Consider the following 21,607-nt stretch of genomic DNA (forward strand, 5'->3'; position numbering starts at 1 on the left):
GCCCACGGCGGGGCGCCCGAGATGCCACAGCCCGAACCGAGGAGCGACAGTGTCCCCCTTGCTCGACGTCAGCGACGACGTACGCGCCGAGATCGGCGACGAAGAAGCCGAACGGCTGCTCGCCGGCGAGAACGCCCCGGGCAGCTACGACTGCACCTCCTGCCGGACCCCGGGCAACACCGAGCAGGAGCACACGAGCACGGTGCTGTTCGTCGGGGAGGAGACCGCCGTCCTGGCCTTCGCCCACGCCTCGTGCATCCCCTCGCAGGTCGTGGCGGTCTCCGAGGAACAGCTCAAGGGGGCCGTGCGGTCGCTGACCGGCGACAGCCCCGTGGGGAGCGTGCCCGCCCAGGCCCTCGCCCCGGACGGCGCGGACCTCCCGGCCGAGCAGGCCGTCCTCGGCGTGACCTGCGGTCAGATCCTGGTGAACGAGCAGCTGTTCCCGGCGATCGTCGTGGAGCCGACGGGCCCGATCGCGCGGCCCGGCGCGGACGGGCCTGGCGACGACTTCCTGCCGCTGCTCATCGAGGCCGGGTTCGTGCCCGTCACCGACGTCGCCTCCCCGCCGCAGAAGCTGCCCGGCTGGTCCGTGCTGGTGGCCATGGGGCAGCTGCACGCGGTGCTCCAGGCCAACCCGGGCGGCCAGCCGATCGCCTGGTGGCAGGCCCACCAGCCGCTCGCCGTCACCGACGGCTGGCGTGCCAGCGCCAACCAGCAGAACAACGTGCTGGTGTACTGCGCGCCGGCCGGTGCGATCGGGCAGCAGCCGCGCGAGGACCTCATGCGGGAGGCCCTGGAGAAGGCGGCGGCGGGCGGGCTCCTCGTGGCGGCGGCGATGCCGCTCGCGGGCACCTGAGCCCCGTCACCGGGCACGCGGCCCGCGCCGGGAGCCGGGGCGCGGGCCGAGGCGATCGGGTAGAGCGCTCCCGCGCCCCGCATCCGTCCGACGGCCCGCTCGTTGGAGGGGCGTGCACCCATACGACCCTTCCCGACCGCAGCACTCGCCCCGGCACGCGACGACCCGCACCGGGATTCCCGGCATGCGGGCGCCGTACGAGCACGCGGTGACGTCGGAGACACCCATCTTCGACGCCCTGTGCGCCGAGTACCGGCGGCTGTTCCGGTCCCTGCCCGGGGACCGCTCGGGCGAGGAGCATCTGGCGTTCGTCGCCTTCGGCTCGTTCCACGGCGCGCAGCACGGGCACGGCCCCGGCAGCGCACTGGCGGCGTACGGGTACGGCTACGCGGGGTCGCTCCACGCGCCCGCCGCGCTCGTGCCCGCGGTGCTGCCGTCGCGTCAGGACCCGGGGGCGCACGCCGCGCCGCAGGGCCTGTGACGCCGTTCGCCGGGGCGGAGGGGTATGCGGAAGGGCCGCGCGTGTGCGCGGCCCTTCCGCATACCCCGGGGGCCCTCCCGGGCCCCGCCTACTTCTTGCGCCCGCGCTTCTCGCGCACGCGCACCGACACCTGGATCGGCGTGCCCTCGAAGCCGAACTCCTCGCGCAGCCGCCGCTCCAGGAAGCGCCGGTAGCCCGCCTCAAGGAATCCTGACGCGAAGAGCACGAACCGCGGCGGACGCGTGCCCGCCTGGGTGCCGAAGAGGATGCGCGGCTGCTTCCCGCCCCGCACCGGGTGCGGGTGGGAGGCGACGATCTCGCCGAGGAAGGCGTTCAGCTTGCCGGTCGGGACGCGGCTCTCCCAGCCCGCGAGCGCCGTCTCGATGGCGGGCACCAGCTTCTCCATGTGCCGGCCGGTGCGCGCCGAGATGTTGACGCGCGGCGCCCACTGGACCTGGACCAGCTCCTGCTCGATCTCGCGCTCCAGGTAGTACCGGCGCTCGTCGTCCAGCTGGTCCCACTTGTTGTACGCGATCACCAGGGCGCGCCCGGCGTCCACGGTCATCGTGATGATGCGGGTGTCCTGCACGCTGATCGGCTCGGTGACGTCGATCAGCACGACCGCGGCCTCGGCCTTGCCCAGCGCGGCGGCCGTGCGCAGGGACGCGTAGTAGTCCGCGCCGTCCTGGAGGTGCACGCGGCGCCTGATGCCCGCCGTATCGACGAAGCGCCATGTCTCGCCGCCCAGCTCGATCAGCTCGTCCACCGGGTCGCGGGTGGTGCCCGCCATGGGATCGACGACGACGCGCTCCTCCCCCGCCACCTTGTTCAGCAGCGAGGACTTGCCGACGTTGGGACGGCCGATCAGCGCGATACGGCGCGGGCCGCCGAGCGTCGTGCCGAACGTCTCCCTGGGCGCGTCGGGCAGGACTTCGAGGACCTTGTCGAGCATGTCGCCGGTGCCGCGGCCGTGCAGCGCGGAGACGGGCTGCGGCTCGCCGAGGCCGAGGGACCACAGGTAGGCGGCGTCCGACTCGGACGAGGGGCCGTCCACCTTGTTGGCGCACAGCACCACGGGCTTGCCCGAGCGGCGCAGCAGCCGCACGACGGCCTCGTCCGTGTCGGTGGCGCCGACCGTGGCGTCCACGACGAGGACGACGGCGTCGGCCGCCTCGATGGCGAACTCGGCCTGCGCGGCGACGGACGCCTGGATGCCGAGGACGTCCTGCTCCCAGCCGCCGGTGTCCACGACCTTGAAGCGGCGGCCCGACCACTCCGCCTCGTACGTCACGCGGTCGCGGGTCACGCCCGGCCTGTCCTCGACGACGGCCTCACGGCGGCCGAGGATGCGGTTGACCAGCGTGGACTTGCCCACGTTGGGCCGCCCGACGACGGCGAGGACGGGCAGCGGGCCCGCCGTGGCGGCGGCCAGCTCGCCCGCGATCTCGTCCGCCTCGAAGCCCTCCTCGGCGGCGAGGGCCATGAACTCCTCGTACTCGGCGCCCCCGAGGGCACCGAGCGGGGCATCGGTGCCTGGGTGGTTGTGGTCGGTCATGGAGTTCTGTACCTCGTCCGTCGGTGGTGCTGTCTGTCGGTGGGCCGCGCCGCCGGGGGCGCGGGGAGGGGGCGTGCGCGTGGCCCCCGGTGACCAGTGTCGCTCAGCGACCGGTGAGACGGCGGGCGTCCTTCAGGTGCGCGGTCAGCCGCTCCTGGAGGCGCACGGTGGCCTGGTCGAGCGCCGCCCGCGTACGCCGCCCGCCGGCCCCTTCAGGCGCGGCGGGGAACGGGTCGCCGAAGACGACGTCGATCCGGCTGCGCAGCGGCGGCAGGCCCGGCAGGAGACGGCCGCGCCGCTCGTTGCTGCCCAGCACCGCGACCGGGACGACCGGCGCCCCCGAGCGGAGCGCGAAGTACGCGAGCCCGGCGCGCAGGGCGGCGAAGTCGCCCTCGGTACGGGTGCCCTCGGGGAATATCCCCAGAACACCGCCGCCCTTCAGGATGTCGAGCGCGCCGGTCACGGCCGTGCGGTCCGTGCCGTCGCGGTCCACCCGGACCTGTCCGATGCCGTGCAGGAAGGGACCGAAGGGGCCGACGAACGCCTCCTTCTTGACGAGGAAGTGCACCGGCCGGGGCGAGGTGCCGAGCACGACGGGCCCGTCCACGTTGTGCGTGTGGTTGACCGCCAGGATCACGGGGCCGCCCGGCGGGACCCGCCAGGCGCCCAGCACGCGCGGACGCCAGGCGCCGTTGATGATGCCGATGGCCAGCCGTCTGCCCGTCGCCGCGCCCCTGGCGCGCGGTTCCGTCACCTCGACCGCCGCTTCCCGTCCACGAGCCGCACGACGCGCTCGATCACCTGATCGAGGGTGAGCTCCGTGGTGTCCACCTCGACGGCGCCCGTGGCCTGGGCCAGCGGGGACGTGGTGCGGCCCGCGTCGGCGGCGTCGCGCCGGACGAGGTCGGCCCGCGTGGTCGCGACGTCGGCGGCCTCCTTGCCGGTCAGCTCGGCGCTGCGGCGGGCGGCCCGTGCCTCGGCCGAGGCGGTGAGGAAGATCTTGACGTCCGCGTCCGGCAGCACGGTCGTGCCGATGTCGCGGCCCTCGACGACGATGCCGCCGCCCGCCTCGGCGGCGATGGCGCGCTGGAGGCCGGTGACGCGCGTACGGACCTCCGGCACGGCGCTGACCGCGCTGACGGCGGCGGTGACGGCCTGGCCGCGGATCGGGGCGGCGACGTCCGTGCCGTCCACGGTGATGGTGGGGGAACGCGGGTCGGTGCCGGAGACGATGACGGGCTTGGCCGCCGCGGCGGCGACGGCCGCACGGTCGGCGACGTCGATGCCGTTCTCCAGCATCCACCAGGTCATCGCGCGGTACTGGGCGCCGGTGTCGAGGTAGGCGAGACCGAGCCGGACGGCGACGGCCTTGGAGGTGCTGGACTTGCCCGTGCCGGAGGGGCCGTCGATGGCGACGATGACGGGGTTCTCAGCCACAGGGACAGCCACGGAGGTGCGCACCTTTCTCACTTACCGGCCCGCGCCTCTGCGGCGCGGCGGGGACGGGACCGGCCGCCCCCCGGGGAAGAAGGGTACCGGTCCCGCCGGGCGGCCCTACTGCCGGATCGGCCAGCCCCGCTGCCGCAGGGCGGCGATGAGACCGGGCGCGGCCGTGGGCTCCACCATGAGCTGGACGAGACCGGCCTGCTGGCCGGTGGCGTGCTCGATACGGACGTCCTCGACGTTGACCCCGGCGGAACCGGCGTCGGCGAAGATCCTGGCCAGCTCGCCGGGACGGTCGCTGATGTGGACGGCGACCGTCTCGTACGCCGCCGGTGCGGCGCCGTGCTTGCCCGGCACGCGGTCCTGCCCTGCCCGGCCGCGCCGCAGGAGGTCCTCGACCCCGGCGAAGCCCACGTCGCGCTTCGCCTCGTCGGCGGACTCCAGGGCCCGCAGCGAGCGGACGGCCTCGTCCAGGTCACCGGCCAGGGCGGCGAGCACGTCGGCGACCGGGCCCGGGTTCGTGCTGAGGATGTCCAGCCACATGCGGGGGTCCGAGGCGGCGACCCGGGTGACGTCCCGCAGCCCCTGGCCGCTCAGCCGGACCGCGGACTCCGCCGCGTCCTCCAGGCGCGCCGCGACCAGGCTGGAGACCAGCTGCGGCGTGTGGGAGACGAGGGCGACGGCGCGGTCGTGCGCGTCGGCGTCCATGACGACGGGCACGGCCCGGCACAGCGCGACGAGTTCGAGCGCGAGGTTCAGCACCTCGGTGTCGGTGCCGGGCGTCGGCGTGAGGACCCAGGGCCTGCCCTCGAACAGGTCGGCGGTCGCGGCCAGCGGCCCCGACCGCTCCTTGCCCGACATGGGGTGCGTGCCGAGGTAGCTGTCGAGGTCGCCGCCGAGGTCGGCCAGCTCACGGCGCGGGCCGCCCTTGACGCTGCCCACGTCCACGTAACCGCGCGCCGCGCCCCGCCGCTGGAGCGCGGCGAGGGTCCTGGCGATGTGGGCGGGGGGCACCGCGACGACGGCCAGGTCCACCGCCCCCGCGGGCGGCTCGTCCGTCCCGGCGCCCAGGGCGGCGGCGGTCTTCGGCTGGTCGGGGTCGTGGTCCTCCAGGTGCACCCGGACGCCGCGCGCGGACAGCGCGAGCGCCACGGACGTGCCGATGAGGCCCGTGCCGACGACGAGAGCGGTGCGCATCTACAGCCCGACCTCCTTCATCAGGCGGCCGACCTCGGTGTGGGTCATGCGGCGCAGCCAGCCCGACTTCTGGTCGCCCAGCGCGATGGGCCCGAAGTGGGTGCGCACCAGGCGGTCCACGGGGAAGCCCGCCTCGGAGAGCATGCGGCGCACGATGTGCTTGCGGCCCTCGTGGAGCGACACCTCGACGAGGTAGTCGCGGCCGGTGTTCTCGATCACCCGGAAGTGGTCGGCGCGGGCGTAGCCGTCCTCCAGCTGGACGCCCTCCTTGAGCTGCTTGCCGAGGTCGCGCGGGATGGGCCCGCGGATGGCGGCGAGGTAGGTCTTGGTGACGCCGTAACGCGGGTGCGTGAGGCGGTGGGCCAGCTCGCCGTGGTTGGTGAGCAGGATGATGCCCTCGGTCTCGGTGTCGAGACGGCCGACGTGGAAGAGCCGCGTCTCGCGGTTCTGCACGTAGTCGCCGAGGCACTGGCGGCCCTCGGGGTCCTCCATGGAGGAGACGACGCCCGCGGGCTTGTTGAGGGCGAAGAAGAGGTAGTTCTGGGCGGCGACCGTGAGGCCGTCCACCTTGATCTCGTCCTTCTCGACGTCCACGCGGCGGCCCTGCTCGGTGACGATCTTGCCGTTGACCTCGACGCGGCGCTGCTCGATCAGTTCCTCGCAGGCGCGCCGCGAGCCGAGCCCGGCGCGGGCGAGGACCTTCTGGAGCCGCTCGCCCTCCTGGTCGCCGAAGGTCTTCGGCAGCTTCGCGGCGGGCTTCGCGTGCCGCTCGCGGTTGCGGTCCTCGATCAGGGCCTCGTACTCACGGGAGCGCGCCGGGGCCTGGGGGCGGCGCTTGCCTGCCCCCTTGCCTCCGCCGCCGCCCTGCCCGGAGCCGGGGCGCCCGCCGCCGGACGCGCCTCCCTGGCCGTGGCGCCGCTCCTCGGGGCGGGGGCGGCCCGCCCCCTGCCGCCGGTCGCCCTGACCCTGGCCCTGGCCTCTGCCCTGGCCCTTGCCCGCGCCCCGGTTGTTCCGGTTGTCGTTACTGCCACTGCTTCGCATCAATGATCCGTTGGGGAGTCGCCGCTGTCGTCTGCATCTGCATCCACGCTGAACGACGGCACGCCCTCCCGGCTCTCGCCCTCGACCTGGTCGGCCTCGGGGAGGAAGGGGGCCAGCTCGGGAAGTTCGTCCAGGCTGCCCAGGCCCATCCGCTCCAGGAAGTAGTGCGTCGTCCCGTACAGGATCGCACCTGTTTCGGGTTCGGTGCCCGCCTCGGCCACCAGCCCGCGCTGGAGCAGGGTCCGCATGACCCCGTCACAGTTGACCCCCCGGACGGCGGAGACGCGGGAACGGCTCACGGGCTGGCGGTACGCGACGACGGCCAGGGTCTCCAGCGCGGCCTGCGTGAGGCGTGCGTGCTGGCCGTCCAGGACGAAGCCCTCGACGGCCGGGGCGTAGTCGGGGCGTGCGTAGAAGCGCCAGCCGCCCGCGACGTGGCGCAGCTCGAAGCCGCGGCCCTGGGCGGTGTACTCGTCGGCCAGTTCGCGCAGCGCGGCGGCGACGGCGCGGCGGGGGCGGCCGAGGACCTTGGCGAGGTGCGTCTCGGTGGCGGGCTCGTCCACGACCATGAGGACGGCTTCGAGGGCGGGGCGCAGCGGCAGCTCCGCGACGTCCCCGGCCGGAGCGGCCTGGGGAGGCACCGTCCGAGAGGGCTCGGCCGCGGTGGGCTCGGACGGGGCGGGTACGGCGTCTGCGGTCATGGTCGCGGGTCCTTCCCCGCGGCTGCCGCCGCGGTCTCCTGGTCGAACTCGTCGGTGACCAGCGGGCGGTCCTCCGCCGCCGCGCCGCTCCAGCGGACGAGGAGGGGGCCCAGCGCCTCGTCCTGGTCGAGGAGGACGGCGCGTTCCCGGTACAGCTCAAGCAGCGCCAGGAAGCGGGCGACGACGGTGAGGGTGTCGGGGGCGTCGCGCGTCAGCTCGGCGAAGGTCGCCTCGCCCGCCTCGCGCAGGCGGGCGATGACGATGTCGGCCTGCTCACGGACGCTGACGAGCGGCGCGTGGATGTGGTCCACGTAGACCTGCGGCCTGGGCTTCGGCTGCATGGCCTTGACGGCGAGGCGCGCGAACCCCTCGGGGCCGAGCCGGATGACGACCTCGGGCAGCAGCTCGGCGTGCTGGGGTTCGAGGCCGACGGTGCGGGGGTGGCGGCGTTCCTCGGCGGCGAGCCGTCCGGCGAGGATCTCGGCGACCTTCTTGTACGCGCGGTACTGGAGCAGGCGGGCGAAGAGCAGGTCGCGGGCTTCGAGGAGCGCGAGGTCGGCCTCGTCCTCGACCTGGGCGACGGGGAGGAGCCGTGCGGCCTTGAGGTCGAGGAGTGTCGCGGCGACGACCAGGAACTCGGTCGTCTGGTCGAGGTCCCAGTCGGGGCCCATGGAGCGGATGTGGGCCATGAAGTCGTCGGTGACGCGGGAGAGCGCGACCTCGGTGACGTCCATCTTGTGCCGGGAGATGAGCTGGAGGAGGAGGTCGAAGGGGCCTTCGAAGTTCGCCAGGACGACCTTGAAGCGGCCGTCGTCCGGCGCGGCCGGTGCCGTGGGGGCGCCGGTGCCGGGGGGCGCGGCTGGTTCTTCCGGCGGGGGCGGTTCGTCCGGCGGGGCTGCCTCTTGCAGCGCGGCCGGTTCCTCCGGCGGAGCCGTGTCGGGGGCTCGGACGTCGGGACGGTCGCCGCCCGGCGGGGGGCCGGGGGCGTCGTCGGGCGTGCCGTGTCCCGGCGGGGCGGGGGGCGGCGCGTCCTCCGGCGCGGCGGAGGGTCGGTGCGGCGCCGTTCCCGGGCCACGGCCGAGGGAACGGCGGCGGCGGGGATCGGGGGCGGACGGGGTCATCGCGGGGCAGACTACCGCGCCGTATCGGGCGAAGCGGACGTCAGCGCCCGCGCAGGCGGCGGACGAGGATGCTCGCGTCGCCGCGCGATTCGAGGTCGGCCAGCACGACCGCGACGGCTTCCCGCACGATGCGCCCCCGGTCCACGGCGAGACCGTGCTCGCCGCGCAGGACCAGCCGGGCGTGTTCGAGGTCCATCAGTTCCTCGGCGGAGACGTAGACCGTGATCTTCTCGTCGTGCCGTTCCCGGCCGCTCGGGCGGCGTGCGGACCGGTTGCGGCGGGAGGACTGCGCGGCGGGGGTGGGGGCGGCGCCCGTCCCGGCGCCGTTCCGCGTCTGCTTGGGGGGGGTGGGCGTGCCGGACGCGGCCGTGCCCGTGGCGGCGGCCTGCTCACGGGTCAGGCGGCCAGGCGCGCCGCCGGGCGGGGGCCGCTCGCCGCCCGGCCGGGCGCGGCGGTTGTCCTCCGCCGCCCCGGCGCCCGCGGTCTCCTCGCCGCCCTGCGACCCGGCGGGCTGCTGCTCGACCGCGGGGGCGGGCAGCCGTGGGGCGGCACCGCCCTCCGCGCCCCCGCCGTTGTCCGGCGGGGTGGAGGACTGCACGCCGGCCCCACCGGTGGTACGGAAGAGTTCGTCAGCCGCCGGGAGACTCACTCGGCGTGGCACCGGGCGAGCACCTCCCTTGCGAGCTGGCGGTAGGCGGCGGCCCCGACGGAGTTGGAGGCGTAGGTGGTGATGGGCTCGCCCGCCACCGTGGTCTCCGGGAAGCGGACGGTGCGGCCGATGACCGTGTGGTACACGTTGTCGTCGAACGCCTCGACGACGCGCGCGAGGACCTCACGGCTGTGCACGGTGCGCGAGTCGTACATCGTCGCCAGGATGCCGTCGAGGTGCAGCCCGGGGTTGAGCCGTTCCTGGACCTTCTCGATGGTCTCGGTGAGCAGCGCGACGCCGCGCAGCGCGAAGAACTCGCATTCGAGCGGCACGATCACCTTGTCGGCGGCGGTGAGCGCGTTCACCGTGAGCAGGCCGAGGGACGGCTGGCAGTCGATGAGGATGAAGTCGTAGTCGGCGAGCAGCGGTTGCAGGGCGCGCTGGAGCGTGGACTCGCGCGCGACCTCGCTGACGAGCTGGACCTCGGCCGCCGACAGGTCGATGTTGCTGGGGAGCAGGTCCATGCCCGCGACGGCGGTCTTCAGCAGCACCTCGTCGGGCGCCATCCCCCGCTCCATGAGCAGGTTGTAGATGGTGAGGTCCAGCTCCATCGGGTTCACGCCGAGGCCGACCGACAGGGCGCCCTGCGGGTCGAAGTCCACGAGGAGGACGCGGCGTCCGTACTCGGCGAGGGCGGCGCCCAGATTGATGGCGGAGGTGGTCTTGCCGACGCCGCCCTTCTGGTTGCACATGGCGATGATCTTGGCCGGGCCGCGCTCGGTGAGGGGGCCCGGGATCGGGAAGTACGGGAGCGGGCGGCCGGTCGGGCCGATGCGCTCGCGCCGCTGGCGCGCCGCGTCGGGGGCGATGGTGGCCGCGTACTCGGGGTCGGGCTCGTACTCGGCGTCGGGGTCGTAGAACTGCCCGTCGGGCAGCTCTTCGTAGTCGGGGAAACGGTCGGCGTCGCCGGCCGTGCGGTCCGCTGCCATGGTGGTGGTCACATGGCCGTCCGTGCTCTGATGCGCAGTCATGCTCAGTTGGCTCTGGTGGGTTGCGAAGGTATGGACGGCGACGGAGCCAGGGCCCGTGTGATCGAAGGCGCCGTGACGCCCGGCCTGGACTCCTGGGTGTCCTCCCCCGGGAGTAATTGTCGACTCATTCACAAGTCGTCTTACCTCCTTGGGGACCAGGAAACATCTGGACAGAGTCAGCGTTGCACCATGCCGACGATTGGCGACTCTATGGCGTGTCGGCGGTCCACAGCAACACAATCCGCCGGACCGGCACGGATGTGTCGGCCGTCGAACATTCGGCTGCCAACCGCACAAGCCGCGCCAGTGGGACGTTTCCCCTGCGTGCGAATCGGTTAAAGGGCCATCTTCGCGGCGAGTTGACCCCTCGTCGGCGAGTGGCCTGAAGCCGACCCACCGGCGGACGGGCGCCGCGCGGCCGACGCGGTGTGTGACATTCCCGATGTTGACGCGGGGAGTTGACCGGCGTGTCCCCGCGGTCAGCCGAGCACGGACCGGAGTTCGGTGTGCGGCAGACCGTGGGCCTCGGCGACGGGTGCCGAGACCACCTGCCCCTCATGGACGTTGAGCCCCAGGGCCAGCGCGGGATCGTGCCGCAGCGCGTCGCGCCAGCCGTGCCGCGCGAGGCGGGAGACGTACGGCAGCGTCGCGTTGGTCAGCGCCCAGGTGGAGGTGCTCGGGACGACCCCCGGCATGTTGGCCACGCAGTAGAACACCGAGTCGTGGACGCGGAAGGTGGGTTCGGCGTGGGTCGTCGGGCGCGCCCCCTCGAAGCAGCCGCCCTGGTCGATGGCGATATCGACAAGCACACTTCCCGGCTTCATCCGGGCCACCAGGGCGTCGGGCACCAGCTTCGGCGCGCGGGCGCCGGGCACGAGCACCGCGCCCACGACGAGGTCGGCGTCGAGGACGGCGCGCTCCAGCGCGTAGGCGTTGGACGCGGCCGTCTGCACGCGGGTGCCGAACACGCGGTCGGCCTCGCGGAGCCGGGCGGCGTCGGTGTCCAGCAGCGTCACGTGGAAGCCCATGCCGACGGCGATCTGCGTCGCGTGGAAGCCGGAGACGCCGCCGCCGATGATCACCGCGCGCCCCGCCGGGGTGCCGGGCACGCCGCCGGGCAGCACGCCGCGCCCGCCCGCCGACCGCATGAGGTGGTACGCGCCGACCTGCGGGGCGATCCGGCCCGCGACCTCGGACATCGGCGCGAGCAGCGGCAGGGCGCGCCCCGGCGTCTCGACCGTCTCGTACGCGACCGCGGTGATGCCCGAGGCCAGCAGCGCGTCGGTGCACTCGCGGGAGGCGGCCAGGTGCAGATAGGTGAAGAGCACCTGGTCCTTGCGGAGGCGGTGGTACTCCTCGGCGACCGGCTCCTTGACCTTCAGCACCAGGTCGGCGGTGCCCCAGACGTCGTCGGCCGTGGGCAGCAGCGTGGCGCCCGCGGCGGTGTACTCCTCGTCGGGGATGGCCGAGCCGAGCCCGGCGCCGCGTTCCAGGGCGACGTCGTGACCTGCCATGACGAGTTCGTGGACGCCCGCCGGGGTGATGGCGACGCGGAACTCGTTGTTCTTGACCTCGCGGGGGATGCCGACCTTCATGCGGATCACGTTCCTCGGCTCGTACGGCACTGCACAGCGCTCCTGCATGGCCAGTGTATTGAAGGGCTTGTCGTTGTCCAGCCTTGCTTTCAGTCAGCCTGTTCGAGCTGATGGCTACGTTTCGAAACCAAGCGCCTCGGGCAGCGACAGGACGGCCGGGTTCAGCGCCTCCTCGGCGGCGGCCCGGTGACGGTCCGCGGCCGGCGCGTCCCCCAGGCGCTCGGCGCAGTCCACGAGCAGCAGGTGCAGCGCCGCCTGGAGGCGCCGGTCACCGGCCCTGACCGCGAGTCGCAGCGCGTCCCCCGCCGTGCGTACGGCTTCCCGCGTCCGGTCGGCGTACTCCAGGACGCGGGCCGCCTCGGCGAGCGCGTGGGCCTGCGCCGCCATGTCGCCGCGGCGCCGGTGCGCTGCGCCCGCCGCGCGCCACGCGCGCAGCGCGTCGTTCCACTGCTCGTCGCGGACGAGGGCGGCGCCGATGCGGCCGTGCAGGCGCGCCGTGCCGTCCAGGTCGCCGCGCGACTGGGCCAGGGCCAGGGCGCGGCCGTACCAGTCGGCGGCGCGCTGGGGGTCGCGCAGTTCGGTGTAGGCGTCGCCGATGGATTCCAGGGCGCGGCCGAGGGTGGCGGAGTCGGCCTGGTCGCGTTCGTCCCTGGCCGCGTCGAGGGCCGCGCGGTAGCGGACGAGCGCCTTGGCGTGACGGTCCGCGCGCGCGTCGATGTCGCCGAGGTTGAGGTGCGCGGCGGCCAGTTCGCGCGGCAGCCGTTGCCGGGTGGCCACCTGGACGACCAGTTCGTGCAGCTGGTACAGCTCCCAGGCGGCGCCCTCGCCGCCCCGGTGCGCGACGAGGGCGCGGGTCAGCGCGGACAGCAGGCGGCGTGCCAGGGTGTCGAGGCCGCCGTCCGCGACGGCCAGCCGGGCGGCGGCGAGCAGGGCGGGGCCGCGCGCGGTGAGCCAGCCCGCGGCGGCCTCCCGTGTCTCGAAGCGGAGCGCGGCGGGCAGGCCGGAGAGCCAGCGGCGGGCGGCGGAGCCGGGGGGCTCGGTGACGGCCTCGGCCGCGCGCAGCCGCCGGACCGTACGCTCCAGCATCCGGGCGCGGGCGAGGACGACCTCGGCCGGGCGTTCCTGTGTGCGCGTCAGGGCCTGGAGGAGCGCCTCGAAGCAGCGGGGCAGGAGGTACTGGCCCGGTTCGGGCGCGGGGCGCAGCAGCCCGAGTGCCGCGAACTCGGCGAGGGCCGCGCGGGCCGCCTGCACCGGGCAGCCCGCGAGGGCGGCGGCGGTGTGCGCGTCCACCGTGCCGGGGGGCGCGAGGGTGAGCAGGCGCAGGAGCCGGGCGGCCGGTGCGGGCAGGGAGGCGTGGACGAGGCCGAACGCGCGGCGCAGCGGGCCGTCCGCGAGGCCGGGGTCTTCCTCGGGGCCGGGGTCGGCCGCCGGGGTGTCGTCGGCCTCTTCGGCGCTCTCCACGGCGCTGTCCGGCCCGGCGCCGTCCGCACCTTCGGCGAGGAGCGGGCCGATGTGGTCGGCGCGCATCCGGTGCAGGGCGTCCGCGACCGTCGCCTCGGGATGGGCACCGAGCCACCCCGCGACGAGGACGAGCGCCGCGGGCAGGTCGGCGCACTCCTCGGCCAGGCTCTCGGCGGCGGTGGGGTCCACGGTGACGCGCACCGGCCCCGCGCCGCGCGCCAGCAGCCGTACGGCGGTCTGCCGGTCGAGGCCGCCGAGCGTGCAGGGCCTGACGTCGGGCACCCCGGTCAGCGGGCCGCGCGCGACGGCGACGACGAGGCTGTCCCGGCTGTCGGGGACGAGGTCGCTGAGCTGCGCGGCGCTGTGCACGTCGTCCAGGACGAGGACGGCGCGCCGCTCCGCCAGGGCCTCGCGCAGCGTGTCGCTCAGCTCGTCGCCGTCCGCGCCCGGCGGGGTTGGCTCGCCCAGGGCGGCCAGCAGCCCGCGGGCGACATGCGCGACCGGGACGGCCGCGCCCCCCGGGTCGGTGAGGCGTGCGTGGAGCACGCCGTCGGGGTGGTCCCCCGCGGCGGCCAGTTCGCGGGCGAACTTGGCGGCCAGGGCGGAGCGGCCCGTGCCGGGCCGCCCCGCGATCAGCAGGACGCGGCAGCGGGGGGCCGGGCGGCCCGCGAGCGTGTCAAGACCGGCCCGTTCGATGTCGGAGCGCAGCGCCGCCAGCTCGCGGCGGCGGCCCAGGAACTCGGGCGCGGGTGGCCTGTCGGTGACTGTCGGGTGCGTCACGTCGCTCACGCGCCCGAGCGTATGCCACGGTCGGCGCGCGGGCCGGTCAGGACACGTCAGCGCACGTCAGGCACCGAACGGGCGCGCGGGCCAGGGAGCGTTCGCCGGGCGCAGCGCCTGCACGCCGTCGCCCGAGCGCGCCGCCTGGAGGGCCAGCACGCCGACCACGAGGCACGTGTTGTGGACCCGTCCTGCGAGCACGGCCCCGACCAGGTCGGCCAGTGGCACCCGTGCGCGCCGCATGTCGGCCTCCTCCTCGGTCGCCGCGAACCGCTCGCCCGTCGCGTCCGACAGCCCGGTCGCGAGGAAGATCCGCACGGCCTCGTCGGAACCGCCGGGCGAGGTGTACACGTCGGCCAGGACGTGCCACTCGTCGGCCTTGACGTGCGCCTCCTCGTACAGCTCGCGCTGCGCGGCGTGCAGCGGGTTCTCGCCCGGCACGTCGAGGAGCCCGGCGGGGATCTCCCACAGCTTGTGGCGCACGGGGTGGCGGTACTGCTCGATGACGACGGCCTCGTCCCGCTCGTCGAGCGCGAGGACGGCCACCGAGCCGGGGTGCACCTGGTAGTCGCGGCGGGCGGCGGACCCGTCGGGCATCACCACCTCGTCGGCGCGGACGCTGGTCTTGTTGCCCGTGAAGGGGGTCTCCGTGACGGTGACGGGCCAGTGTGCCGGTGTGTCGGCGAGGAAGTCGCCGGTCTGCTCGGTCATGGCAGTCAGTGTCCTACGCACCGGCGCCCGGCGTGACGTCCGCCGCCGACCGCGCGGCGACGGCGGCGCGCACCAGCCCGGCGAACAGCGGGTGCGGGCGCGTCGGGCGCGACCGCAGCTCGGGGTGCGCCTGCGTGGCGACCAGGTAGGGGTGCACCTCGCGCGGGTACTCGACGTACTCGACGAGCTGGTTGTCCGGCGAGGTGCCGGAGAACACGAGCCCGGCCTTCTCCAGCTCGGCGCGGTAGGCGTTGTTGACCTCGTAGCGGTGGCGGTGGCGCTCCTCGACGGACGGCACGTCGCCGTACGCCTCGCGCACGAGCGAGCCCTCGGCGAGCCGCGCCGGGTACATGCCCAGGCGCATCGTGCCGCCCATGTCGCCCTCGCCGCCGACGATGTCCAGCTGCTCCTCCATGGTCGAGATGACCGGGTGCGGGGTGCCCTGGTCGAACTCGGTGGAACCGGCCGTCTCGATGCCCGCGAGGTGGCGCGCGGCCTCGATGACGACGCACTGGAGGCCCAGGCACAGGCCGAGGAGCGGGACGCGGTTCTCGCGGGCGAAGCGGATCGCGGAGATCTTGCCCTCGACGCCGCGCTCGCCGAAGCCGCCGGGCACGCAGATCGCGTCCACGTCGCCGAGCTGCTCGGCGGCGCCCGCGGCGGTGCGGCAGTCGTCCGAGGTGACCCACTTGACGCGGACCCGCGCGTTGTTCGCGAAGCCCCCGGCGCGCAGCGCCTCGGTGACCGACAGGTAGGCGTCCGGCAGGTCGATGTACTTGCCGACGAGGGCGACCGTCACGTCGTGCTCGGGGTGGTGGACGCGGCGCAGCAGGTCGTTCCACTGCGTCCAGTTGACGTCGCGGAACGGCAGGTCGAGGCGGCGGACGACGTACGCGTCGAGGCCCTCGCCGTGCAGCACCTTCGGGATGTCGTAGATCGACTTGGCGTCGATCGCGGCGACGACGGCGGCCTCGTCCACGTCGCACATCAGCGAGATCTTGCGCTTGATGGCGAGCGGCACCTCGCGGTCGGCGCGCAGGACGATGGCGTCCGGCTGGATGCCGATGCTGCGCAGCGCGGAGACCGAGTGCTGCGTCGGCTTGGTCTTCAGCTCGCCCGACGGGCCGATGTAGGGGAGCAGGGAGATGTGGACGACGAAGACGTTGTCGCGGCCCACCTCGTGCCGCACCTGGCGCACGGACTCCAGGAACGGCAGCGACTCGATGTCGCCGACGGTGCCGCCGACCTCGGTGATGACGACGTCCACGTCGTCGCCCGCCATGCGGCGGATGCGGTGCTTGATCTCGTTGGTGATGTGCGGGATGACCTGCACGGTGTCGCCCAGGTACTCGCCGCGCCGCTCCTTGGCGATCACCGTGGAGTAGATCTGGCCGGTGGTGACGTTGGCGCTGCCGTCGAGGTTGACGTCGAGGAACCGCTCGTAGTGCCCGATGTCGAGGTCGGTCTCCGCGCCGTCGTCGGTGACGAACACCTCGCCGTGCTGGAACGGGTTCATCGTGCCGGGATCGACGTTCAGGTACGGGTCGAGCTTCTGCATGGTGACGCGCAGGCCGCGCGCCTTGAGCAGTGCTCCCAGGCTGGACGCGGTGAGGCCCTTGCCGAGCGACGAGGCGACCCCGCCGGTGACGAAGATGTGCTTGGTCGTCGTGGTACTGGGCGGAATGGCCAACAGAAGCTCCCGTGGTCGCGAGATCGGATGCGTGACGGCGCCCGGCGGAGGCGGTGCCTCGTGCGGGTCTGGTTGCCGTCGCTGGATTTCGGGGGTTCGGCTGCCCTCCGGTCCACGGGCTACCAGGGTAACAGCGGACGGGACCGGTCCGCGGCGCGGGAGGGCCACGCACGTGCGCTGACGGCTCGCTGAAGACTCGCTGAACCCGATCCCGACTTATCGCACGCAACGTGAACAAGCTCACCCAGCGCCGTGTCACCGTCTCCGCCACGCGACGCGCGAGGGGCCTGGTCCCGTCGTATTCTGCTCGGACGCTCGAATGGGCGACGGAAACCCGCACGTCCCACGGGGGGCGGAGCGCTGTTCGACTGGAGACGCAAGTGGCCGGGCGTATCGAGGACTACGCACTCGTCGGGGACATGCAGACCGCCGCGCTCATCTGCCGGGACGGCTCGGCCGACTGGATGTGTCTGCCCAGATTCGACTCCCACGCCGTGTTCGCCGGGCTCCTGGGCACGGAGGAACACGGCTTCTGGCGGCTGGGACCCGCCCATGGCAAGGACGCTCCCCCGCCGCCGGCCAGCCGGCGGCGCTACCGGGGCGACTCGCTGATCCTGGAGTCCGAGTGGGACACCCCGCGCGGCACCGTCCGGGTGATCGACTTCATGCCGCCGCGCGGCACGGACGCGCCGCAGCTGGTGCGCATCGTGGAGGGCGTCAGCGGCCGTGTGCCGATGCGCTCGGTGCTGCGCATGCGGTTCTCCTACGGCTGGGTCGTGCCGTGGGTGCACAAGGTCGCGGACCGGACGGTCGCGGTCGCCGGGCCGGACTCCGTGTGGCTCGACACGAGCGTGGACACGTACGGCAAGAACCTGACGACGTACTCCGACTTCACGGTCGCCCCCGGCGACCGGGTCACGTTCGCGATCAGCTGGCAGCCGTCCCACAAGGAGCCGCCGCCGGTGCCGAACGCGGAGGAGGCGCTGGAGACGACCGCCGAGTTCTGGCGGGACTGGGTCGCGCAGTGCACGTACCACGGGCCGTACCGCGAGGCCGTGGTCCGCTCGCTGATCACGCTGAAGGCGCTGACGTACGCGCCCACCGGCGGCATCGTCGCGGCGCCGACCACGTCGCTGCCCGAGGAGATCGGCGGCTCCCGGAACTGGGACTACCGCTTCACCTGGCTGCGCGACGCGGCGATCACGCTCTCCTCGCTGCTGCGCACGGGCTACCACGAGGAGGCGCGCGCCTGGCGTGAATGGCTGCTGCGCGCGGTGGCGGGTGATCCGCAGAACCTCCAGATCATGTACAGCATCGCGGGCGACCGCGAGCTGTCGGAGGCGGAGCTGAGCTGGCTGCCCGGCTACGAGAACTCGCAGCCCGTCCGGGTCGGCAACGGCGCGGCGGCGCAGCTCCAGCTGGACGTGTACGGCGAGGTCACCGAGGCGCTGCACCTGGCGCACATGACCGGTCTGGCCCGCAACGATCACGCCAATCTTCTCCAGCTGAAGCTGATCCGCTACCTGGAGGACCACTGGAACGAGCCGGACGAGGGCATCTGGGAGGTCCGCGGCCCGCGCCGTCACTTCGTCCACTCCAAGGTGATGGCCTGGGTGGCGGTGGACAGGACCGTGCGGCTCATCGAGTCGGGCGAGGTGGACGGCCCGCTGGAGCGCTGGCGTGACCTGCGGGACGAGATCCACCGCGAGGTCTGCGAGAAGGGCTACGACAAGGAACGGAACACGTTCACCCAGTCGTACGGCTCCAAGGAGCTGGACGCCTCGCTGCTGCTGATCCCGCAGATGGGCTTCCTGCCGCCGGACGACAAGCGGGTGATCGGCACGATCGAGGCGATCCAGCGGGAGCTGTCCACGCTGGACGGCTTCATCCTGCGCTACCCCACGGCAGGTGACCAGGCGGGCGTGGACGGCCTGGAGGGCGACGAGGGCGCGTTCCTCGCCTGCTCGTTCTGGCTGGCGGACGACCTCGCGATGATCGGGCGGGTGGACGAGGCGCGCAAGCTCTTCGAGAAGCTGCTCGCGCTGCGCAACGACCTCGGGCTCCTGGCCGAGGAGTGGGACCCGCGGCGGATGCGGCAGGTGGGGAACTTCCCGCAGGCGTTCAGCCATGTGCCGCTGATCGACACGGCGCTGCGGCTCACCGCGTCGGGCGCGTACGGCGGCTGAGGCGGGCGCGCGCGTCCCGGGGCCCGGCGAGGAGGTGTCCGCCTCCTCGCCGGGCCCCGGGAGCCGTTCAGGGCGCGCTCAGGCGGTCCGGTCCTTGTCCGAAGGGAGCCGCACCACAGGGCGACGTCGTGGGGGACGATGCCGCCCGCACGGCCTCGACGGCCCCCGGGGTTCAGGGCTCAAGGTCGGCCACTCCCCTGCCGGTCGTGAGGTCGAACGGCACGGACGCCTGGTCGTGCGCGACCAACCAGGTGCCGTCGGTCCTGCGGAGACAGAAGGTGCCCCGGACCCACATCCCGTCCGTCGCCACCCCGTTCTGCAGCGTGCCGCTGAGGCGGGCGAGGCAGTACGCGAAGGCCACATCCCCGTCCACGGCGACCGTCAGGTCGCGCATCTCGTAGCCGACGTCCTGGAAGAACGTGAACACCTTCGCCCAGTTCCGCATCTTCGCCTCGCGCCCGACGTGCCGCAGCGGCGGCTCGACGTCGAAGGAGACGACGTCCGCCGCGTAGACCCGCTCCAGGATCCCCGCGTCCTTCGCCCGGATCCCCTCGACGATCATGTCGAGCCGCCGCCTGACCTCGCCCTCGTCCCTGTCGCGCTGTGTGGACATCGGCACCCGTTCCTCTCCTCGTGCGGACCTTCCCGCTTCTCCACCGGTATGACGAGACAGCGGCCCGGGACATGAGGTCACGGCCGGGGCGGTGGTGTGGCGGGGGCGTCGGCGCGAGAGGATGAAAGCGCTCTCGCACCATGTCCCAGCACTCCGCCGCCGCACGTCGGCGGCGTCGGACCCCGCGTCGGGGAAAGGAGCGATCGGGTGCAGCCTGCCCATCCCACCCTGGAGGCCGTTGCGGCGCACGCCGGTGTCTCCCGCGCCACCGTCTCCCGCGTCGTGAACGGCACCCCAGGCGTGCGCGCCGAGCTGCGCGAACGCGTACGCCGTTCGGTGGCCGCGCTGGGCTACGTGCCCAACTTCGCGGCCCGCAGCCTGGTGACCCGCCGCACGGGCGCGGTCGCCGTCGTCATCGCGGAACCGGAGACGCGCGTCTTCGCCGACCCGTTCTTCGCGCAGCAGTTGCGCGGCATAGGCGGCGAACTGTCCGCGCACGGCATGCAGTTGCTGCTCATGCTGCTGGAGGGCCGCACCGACTACGAGCGCATCGAGCGCTACCTCTCCGGCGGCCACGTGGACGGCGTGCTCATGTTCTCGGTGCACACCGACGACCCCCTGCCCGCCATGGCCGCGGCCTCCGGGCTGCCCACGGTGTACGGCGGACGCCCCGGCTGGCCGGGCGCGGCGGACGACCCCGGCCTCCTCTACGTGGACACGGACAACCGGGACGGCGCCCGCCAGGCCGTACGGCACCTCCTGGCGCGCGGCAGGCGGCGCATCGCGGTGATCACCGGCCCGCTGGACCAGACGGCCGCCGTGGACCGGCTGGACGGCTACCTGGACGCCCTCGGCCGTGCCACGCCCGACCCCGCGCTGCTGGTCCACGGGGACTTCACCGCCGAGGGCGGCGCCCGCGCCATGGCGGAGCTGCTGGACCGCTCGCCCGCGCCCGACGCCGTGTTCGCCGGGAACGACCTGATGGCCACCGGCGTCCTGCGCGTCCTGCGCGCGAGGGGGCTGCGGGTGCCCGACGACGTGGCGGTGATGGGGTACGACGACCTGGAGCCCGCCGCCTGGTCGGAACCGGCGCTGACGACCGTACGGCAGGACGTGCGGCGGATGGGCGAGCTGATGGCGGCGCTGCTGCTGCGGCTGCTCCCCCCGGACGGGCCGCCGGACGAGCCCCTGGCGTCGATCGTCACCCCGGCGCAGCTGGTCGTGCGCGACTCGACGTGACGCGCGTCAGCCCGTGCGTCAGCCCGTGCGCGTCAGCTCGTCGTAGACGCTGAGGACGTGCGCGACGGTGGTGTCCTCGGTCGGCCAGCTCCCGGCCCGCACGCGGCCCGCCGCGGCCAGCGCGGCGCGTCCCGCCGGGTCGCCGAGCAGGGCGCGGACGGCCACGCCGAGCGCGACGGGGTCGCCGTACGGCACCAGGACGGCCGCCTCCCCGACCATCTCGGGCACGCCGCCCACCGCCGTGGCGACCAGCGGCACGCCCCGGCGCAGCGCCTCCAGGGCGAGCGGCGCCCGCCCCGCCCACTCGACGACGAGGAGCGCGGCGTCGGCCGCGGCGAGGAGCCGCGCGGGGTCGGGGCAGCCGCCGAGCAGCCGCACGGGGAGCCGTTCGCGGTCGATGCGGCGCTGGAGGGCCGCGCGGCCCGGCCCCTCGCCCGCGACGAGCAGCAAGGGCTGCGGTGTGAGGCCGCGCCAGGCGCGGGCGGCCGTCAGCAGGACGTCGAGGCTGGGGTCGCGGTCGAGGCGGGTCACGGTCAGCAGGAGCGGCCGGTCCACGGCGCCCAGGTCGGCGCGCAGCTTGTGCGGGTCGGTGGCGGCGCCCCCGGGAACCTGCGCGGTGTCCTGGGCGGCCGGTGGGGCGGGCAGGGCGACGGGCGCGAGCCGCGCGTCGCGGGCCCCGCGCCTGCGGGCGCGTTCGACCAGGTCGGAGGTCGCGCCCAGGACGACGGACGCGGTGCGCGCGACCCAGCTCTCGGTCAGCCGCCGGACGCGGGCGCGGAGCCCCGGGGTGGTGGAGCGGGTGTGCCAGGTGACGACGAGGGGGCTGGTGTCGCGGCGGCGGCGGGCGAGGGCGGCGAGCGTCCCGGCGCGCATGCCGTGCGCGTGGACCAGGTCGGCCCCGGCGCAGACGGTCCGCAGGATGCCGACGGCCGCGCGGCGCGTCGTGACGGGGACGGGGACGAACCGGGCGCCCGCGCCGGTGAAGTCGTAGCGCCGCTCGGCGGAGGCCGGGGCGCAGACGGTGACGGTCAGGCCGCGGGCGACGAGCCCGGCGGACAGGGACCTGACGTGTGCCCCCGTGCCCGCGCTGCCGCCCCCGAGGAGCTGGACGACGTGCAGCGGGCCGGGGCCGTGGTGGGCGGCGGACGGGCCGCTCACGGCGCCTCCCGCCGCAGGAGGGCTGACCGCGCTCGTGGACGCGCGTGACTCACGGCGGCCTCTCGTTCGCTGGGGTCGCGGGGGGTCCAGGATGCCAGT

General features: G+C 74.3%; 19 protein-coding genes. 4 read left to right on the forward strand and 15 right to left on the reverse strand.

What is annotated here, in order from left to right; translation table 11 throughout:
* Nucleotides 1–49 precede the first annotated feature (49 nt).
* Nucleotides 50–856 (forward strand): hypothetical protein, encoded by an 807-nt coding sequence (locus IF27_RS14900; RefSeq protein ID WP_190232967.1) that lies wholly within the window; start codon nucleotides 50–52, stop codon nucleotides 854–856.
* A gap of 184 nt (nucleotides 857–1,040) precedes the next feature.
* Nucleotides 1,041–1,337 (forward strand): hypothetical protein, encoded by a 297-nt coding sequence (locus IF27_RS14905; RefSeq protein ID WP_052850052.1) that lies wholly within the window; start codon nucleotides 1,041–1,043, stop codon nucleotides 1,335–1,337.
* Between the two features lie 88 nt (nucleotides 1,338–1,425).
* Here IF27_RS14905 and der read toward each other — a convergent pair whose 3' ends face one another.
* The 13 genes from der to IF27_RS14970 form a co-directional block, all read right to left on the reverse strand.
* Entirely contained in the window at nucleotides 1,426–2,892 is a 1,467-nt protein-coding gene (der, locus tag IF27_RS14910; RefSeq protein WP_052850053.1) for a ribosome biogenesis GTPase Der, read from the reverse strand.
* Nucleotides 2,893–2,995: 103 nt separating this feature from the next.
* A complete protein-coding gene (locus IF27_RS14915; RefSeq protein WP_052850054.1) occupies nucleotides 2,996–3,646 on the reverse strand; it encodes a lysophospholipid acyltransferase family protein in 651 nt (216 codons plus the stop codon).
* The gene (gene cmk, locus IF27_RS14920) at nucleotides 3,643–4,329 is read right to left on the reverse strand and encodes a (d)CMP kinase (protein ID WP_223291062.1); all 687 of its coding nucleotides are present in this window, start codon (nucleotides 4,327–4,329) and stop codon (nucleotides 3,643–3,645) included. Before cmk ends, IF27_RS14915 begins: the two co-directional genes overlap by 4 nt.
* A 117-nt stretch (nucleotides 4,330–4,446) precedes the next feature.
* Nucleotides 4,447–5,532, reverse strand: a complete 1,086-nt coding sequence (locus IF27_RS14925; RefSeq protein ID WP_052850055.1) for a prephenate dehydrogenase — start codon at nucleotides 5,530–5,532, stop codon at nucleotides 4,447–4,449.
* Entirely contained in the window at nucleotides 5,533–6,573 is a 1,041-nt protein-coding gene (locus IF27_RS14930; RefSeq protein ID WP_052850056.1) for a pseudouridine synthase, read from the reverse strand.
* Nucleotides 6,573–7,142, reverse strand: a complete 570-nt coding sequence (gene scpB, locus IF27_RS14935) for an SMC-Scp complex subunit ScpB (RefSeq protein WP_052850104.1) — start codon at nucleotides 7,140–7,142, stop codon at nucleotides 6,573–6,575. Before scpB ends, IF27_RS14930 begins: the two co-directional genes overlap by 1 nt.
* 128 nt (nucleotides 7,143–7,270) lie before the next feature.
* Entirely contained in the window at nucleotides 7,271–8,395 is a 1,125-nt protein-coding gene (locus IF27_RS14940) for a segregation and condensation protein A (RefSeq protein ID WP_052850057.1), read from the reverse strand.
* Between the two features lie 40 nt (nucleotides 8,396–8,435).
* Nucleotides 8,436–9,044, reverse strand: coding sequence for a hypothetical protein (locus tag IF27_RS14945; RefSeq protein WP_052850058.1), 609 nt, complete (start codon nucleotides 9,042–9,044; stop codon nucleotides 8,436–8,438).
* The gene (locus IF27_RS31100) at nucleotides 9,041–10,207 is read right to left on the reverse strand and encodes a ParA family protein (RefSeq protein ID WP_110945905.1); all 1,167 of its coding nucleotides are present in this window, start codon (nucleotides 10,205–10,207) and stop codon (nucleotides 9,041–9,043) included. The genes IF27_RS14945 and IF27_RS31100 overlap by 4 nt, the downstream gene beginning before the upstream one ends.
* 347 nt (nucleotides 10,208–10,554) lie before the next feature.
* Entirely contained in the window at nucleotides 10,555–11,670 is a 1,116-nt protein-coding gene (gene ald, locus IF27_RS14955) for an alanine dehydrogenase (RefSeq protein ID WP_052850106.1), read from the reverse strand.
* 114 nt (nucleotides 11,671–11,784) lie between these two features.
* Nucleotides 11,785–13,920: an AAA family ATPase gene (locus IF27_RS14960; RefSeq protein ID WP_190232968.1), complete on the reverse strand. Its 2,136-nt coding sequence runs from the start codon at nucleotides 13,918–13,920 to the stop codon at nucleotides 11,785–11,787.
* Between the two features lie 57 nt (nucleotides 13,921–13,977).
* On the reverse strand, nucleotides 13,978–14,622 hold the full coding sequence (locus IF27_RS14965; RefSeq protein WP_052850060.1) for an NUDIX domain-containing protein: 645 nt from the start codon (nucleotides 14,620–14,622) through the stop codon (nucleotides 13,978–13,980).
* Between the two features lie 13 nt (nucleotides 14,623–14,635).
* Nucleotides 14,636–16,306, reverse strand: coding sequence for a CTP synthase (locus IF27_RS14970; protein ID WP_052850107.1), 1,671 nt, complete (start codon nucleotides 16,304–16,306; stop codon nucleotides 14,636–14,638).
* Between the two features lie 386 nt (nucleotides 16,307–16,692).
* Here IF27_RS14970 and IF27_RS14975 point away from each other — a divergent pair, with 386 nt between their 5' ends.
* Nucleotides 16,693–18,498: a glycoside hydrolase family 15 protein gene (locus IF27_RS14975; RefSeq protein ID WP_052850061.1), complete on the forward strand. Its 1,806-nt coding sequence runs from the start codon at nucleotides 16,693–16,695 to the stop codon at nucleotides 18,496–18,498.
* A gap of 172 nt (nucleotides 18,499–18,670) precedes the next feature.
* Here IF27_RS14975 and IF27_RS14980 read toward each other — a convergent pair whose 3' ends face one another.
* Nucleotides 18,671–19,111, reverse strand: a complete 441-nt coding sequence (locus IF27_RS14980) for a YybH family protein (RefSeq protein WP_052850062.1) — start codon at nucleotides 19,109–19,111, stop codon at nucleotides 18,671–18,673.
* A 207-nt stretch (nucleotides 19,112–19,318) separates the two neighbouring features.
* Between IF27_RS14980 and IF27_RS14985 the strand changes: the two genes are divergently transcribed.
* Nucleotides 19,319–20,350, forward strand: coding sequence for a LacI family DNA-binding transcriptional regulator (locus tag IF27_RS14985; protein ID WP_052850063.1), 1,032 nt, complete (start codon nucleotides 19,319–19,321; stop codon nucleotides 20,348–20,350).
* An 18-nt stretch (nucleotides 20,351–20,368) separates the two neighbouring features.
* Here the strand turns inward: IF27_RS14985 and IF27_RS14990 are convergent, their stop codons facing one another.
* Nucleotides 20,369–21,508, reverse strand: a complete 1,140-nt coding sequence (locus IF27_RS14990; protein WP_052850064.1) for a glycosyltransferase family 4 protein — start codon at nucleotides 21,506–21,508, stop codon at nucleotides 20,369–20,371.
* Nucleotides 21,509–21,607: the final 99 nt, after the last annotated feature.

This window comes from Streptomyces avicenniae (genome assembly GCF_000719135.1).
GTDB classification, from domain to species: Bacteria; Actinomycetota; Actinomycetes; order Streptomycetales; family Streptomycetaceae; genus Streptomyces; species Streptomyces avicenniae.

Bases quoted from the DNA above. Each gene is read 5' to 3' on its own strand.
- IF27_RS14930 (WP_052850056.1), bottom strand. From the start codon at position 6,573: ATGCGAAGCAGTGGCAGTAACGACAACCGGAACAACCGGGGCGCGGGC.
- IF27_RS14905 (WP_052850052.1), top strand. From the start codon at position 1,041: ATGCGGGCGCCGTACGAGCACGCGGTGACGTCGGAGACACCCATCTTC.
- der (WP_052850053.1), bottom strand. From the start codon at position 2,892: ATGACCGACCACAACCACCCAGGCACCGATGCCCCGCTCGGTGCCCTC.
- IF27_RS14925 (WP_052850055.1), bottom strand. From the start codon at position 5,532: ATGCGCACCGCTCTCGTCGTCGGCACGGGCCTCATCGGCACGTCCGTG.
- ald (WP_052850106.1), bottom strand. From the start codon at position 11,670: ATGAAGGTCGGCATCCCCCGCGAGGTCAAGAACAACGAGTTCCGCGTC.
- IF27_RS14940 (WP_052850057.1), bottom strand. From the start codon at position 8,395: ATGACCCCGTCCGCCCCCGATCCCCGCCGCCGCCGTTCCCTCGGCCGT.
- IF27_RS14980 (WP_052850062.1), bottom strand. From the start codon at position 19,111: ATGTCCACACAGCGCGACAGGGACGAGGGCGAGGTCAGGCGGCGGCTC.
- IF27_RS14965 (WP_052850060.1), bottom strand. From the start codon at position 14,622: ATGACCGAGCAGACCGGCGACTTCCTCGCCGACACACCGGCACACTGG.
- scpB (WP_052850104.1), bottom strand. From the start codon at position 7,142: ATGGTCGTGGACGAGCCCGCCACCGAGACGCACCTCGCCAAGGTCCTC.